The sequence below is a fragment of the Streptomyces sp. NPDC054956 genome, from assembly GCF_053609185.1.
This window is the reverse complement of the sequence record NZ_JBSGXB010000532.1, coordinates 1-2,940: the sequence shown is the minus strand read 5'-3', so window position 1 is coordinate 2,940 and position 2,940 is coordinate 1. Positions and strand designations below refer to the sequence as shown.

The following is a 2,940-nucleotide window of genomic DNA, read 5'->3' as shown; positions in this document are numbered from 1 at the left end:
GAGCGCACGGCAAGGACCTGCCGGAGCCGCTGCGTTCGATGCTGATCGGGCACATCCAGGCAGACGGCACCGACCCCATGAGGTTCCGGATGCGCCACGGCTACTACGGTGCCGAGCAATCTGCCTGACAGGACGCTGCTGGCTCCCGGGCGGGTCTCCACCAACACCGTCGTCGGCAGCGCCTCCGTCTCCGGCTGCCGGTCATCGCCGCCCGGTCCCCGGCAGCCGGCGAGGGCGGCCCAGGCCCGGACGACGTCTCCTTGGGCCTGAGCGCCGATGAGCATCCCGTTGCCGGCGCTGATGTTCTCGGCCCGCAGGTATCCCAGGAACGGCCGCTGTGAAGACCCGCCCCGCCACCGGGGCACCTCAGCCTGACGAGAGTCGGCACTGCTACCTCAGGTGCAGGGGCAGCTTCTCCCTGTAGATGTGGTGGTATGCCGCCAGGCGGTCGGCCTGCTCGTCCATGAACATGAGCAGCTCGTAGGCCAACCCCGAGGTGCCCACCTGTTCGCCCGCCGCCAGCTCCTCATAGAGGATCCAGGTGGCCCGCCGAACGACGTCCAGGCACTCGTCACCCTTGTCCGCCGGCTCCCCGCCAGCCAGGACGGACAATGTCCACAGCAGTTCGTGCCGGGACTCGACCGGCGGCCGTCCTGCCAGAGCGGCGACGACGAGCGACGTCACCGCCACCGCCGGCTCCTTCGAGTTCGACAGGATGTAGGCATGGTTCTCCGCCCACTCCTCAACCTGCAGTGGGGATCCGCTCTCCAGCATCTCGATGAATTCGGCCGGAAGGTGTTCGGCGGAGTTGCGTCTTCCTTGCCAGGAACAGCCGCACCGCATGGCTGCCCAGTCATGCAGTCCGGCTTCGATCCGGACCAGTTCGAGTGATCTCATTCCTCGCCTCCCGCGCACAGTCGGCTGCCCACCGACCTCGGGCAGTGTGTCGCACCCCTGCCCATGCTGCTTGACCGCCTAGCCCCCTGATGACCGGATCGGTCCGCTGCCGGACCCGATGCGGCCTGTCCCGCGGCCTCCGCGCGGGGCAGGCTTGGGGGCATGAACCGAGCACTGATCGTCATCGATGTCCAGGAGTCCTTCCGCGCCGAGCCGCTGTGGGAAGCGATCTCCGACCCGGGTATCGCCGAGAAGGTGAATCGCCTGGTCCGGATCTCCCGGCAGGCGGGGGACCTGGTGGTGTGGGTGCTGCACTCCGAGCCCGGCGCCGGCGATGTCTTCGATCCGGCACTCGGCCATGTCCGGCTGATGACGGAGCTGGAGCTCGTGGACGGGGAGCCGGTGATCCACAAGACATCGCACAACGCCTTCACCACCACCAACCTGCAGCAGCTCCTCACCGTCCACGGCATCCGCGAGCTCACCGTCTGCGGTATCCGTACCGAACAGTGCGCGGAGACGACCACCCGCGTGGCATGCGATCTCGGGTACGAGGTCACCTTCGTGATCGACGCGACCGCGACGCATCCCATTCCCCACCGCGACGCCCCCGCCGACCAGAGCGTCGCCGAACTCCTTGCCGACCCCCGCACGCTTCCGTCGGCGGAGGTCATCAGGCGCACCGAGTACGTGCTCGCCGGACGCTTCGCCACCATCGCGACGATCGACGAGCTGGAAGCCGCGGCGGAACCCGTACGATGACCGAATCGTGAGCCTAGTTGTCTTCTTCCTCGTTCCCGGAGTCCAATTGCTGGACCTGGCCGGCCCCGCGCAGGTGTTCTCCACCGCGGCCGACTTCGGGTATCCCTACACGCTCGCCTACGTCGCCGAGCAGCCGCAGATCTCCACCGCCCAGGGCCTGCCCTTGCTGGCCGGGCTCGAGTGGCCCGAGCTCGGGCCCGAGGATCTGATCGTGGTGCCCGGCTGGTGGCCGGGCGTCCTGGCCGACGGCCCCGCCATCGGCGCCGCCTTCCTCCAGGTCCTCCGGGACCACCACGCACGGGGTGGGACGGTGGCCAGCGTCTGCGCCGGAGCCGACGCCCTCGGCCAGGCCGGCCTGCTCGACGGCCGCCGCTGCACCACTCACCACGAACTGCAGGACGAGCTGGCCCTGCGCCACCCCCGGTCGGTGGTCGTCCGCGATGTCCTGTTCACCGCCGACGACCGGGTGATCACCTCGGCCGGTATCGCCAGCGGCATCGATCTGGCCCTGCACCTGGTCGCCACCCGGCACGGCCCGGCCGCCGCCGCCCAAGTGGCCCGGGACATGGTCGTCTACGCCCGCCGCAACGGCCACGACCCGCAGTCCAGCGCGATGCTCCGACACCGGTCCCACCTCGACGACACCGTGCACCGAGCCCAGGACCTCATCGACACCCGCTTCGACCAACCACTCCCCCTGCCGACCCTCGCCGCGGCCGTCGGCGTGAGCGAACGCACCCTCACCCGCCTCTTCAGCCGTGCCACCGGACTCACCCCCCTGCGCTACCAGCAGACCCTGCGCCTCGAACACGCCCAACACCTCATCAGCCAAGGCGCAACGATCGATGCCGCTGCCCGCGCGGTCGGATTCGAGGACCCCCGCATGCTGCGCCGCCTCCGCGCCCGCACGGCCCAATAGTCCTCGTCGTCCTCGTCGTCCTCGTCGTCCTCGTCGAGCCCAGCGACATCCGGCGCGCAGGACGACGACGGCGAGTCTGTGAGCGCCAGGGACGATGCACCCCCGCCGCTCCAGCTTCTTCAGGACCGGCAGGGATGGATCGACCTTGTTCCAGCGCAGGCCCAGCTTCTCCAGCGATGGCATCAGAAGTCTGTTCGAACCGCACGTTCCACGATCGGCTGGGATGCGGCGTCTGGAGGAACCCCCGTCTGCACGTCAAACGCGCATCGTGGGTGCGAAGCGGTGGCTCATTCGATGTAGGAGTCGGGGGCGATGTACCAGCGAAGCCACTTCCAGGCGTTCGGTCCCGGCAAGTCCTGGTT

3 protein-coding genes are annotated in these 2,940 nt (G+C 69.1%); 2 read left to right on the top strand and 1 reads right to left on the bottom strand.

Annotated elements, in window-relative coordinates:
* Window positions 1–390: 390 nt before the first annotated feature.
* Window positions 391–897, bottom strand: a complete 507-nt coding sequence (locus ACWGDE_RS37850) for a hypothetical protein (protein WP_453393623.1) — start codon at window positions 895–897, stop codon at window positions 391–393.
* A 162-nt stretch (window positions 898–1,059) separates the two neighbouring features.
* Here ACWGDE_RS37850 and ACWGDE_RS37845 point away from each other — a divergent pair, with 162 nt between their 5' ends.
* Together ACWGDE_RS37845 and ACWGDE_RS37840 are read left to right on the top strand one after the other, a co-directional pair.
* Window positions 1,060–1,659 carry a cysteine hydrolase family protein gene (locus tag ACWGDE_RS37845; RefSeq protein WP_453393622.1) on the top strand — a complete coding sequence of 200 codons (600 nt, stop codon included), beginning with the start codon at window positions 1,060–1,062 and terminating at the stop codon, window positions 1,657–1,659.
* A 7-nt stretch (window positions 1,660–1,666) separates the two neighbouring features.
* Window positions 1,667–2,578: a GlxA family transcriptional regulator gene (locus ACWGDE_RS37840; protein WP_453393621.1), complete on the top strand. Its 912-nt coding sequence runs from the start codon at window positions 1,667–1,669 to the stop codon at window positions 2,576–2,578.
* Window positions 2,579–2,940 lie beyond the last annotated feature (362 nt).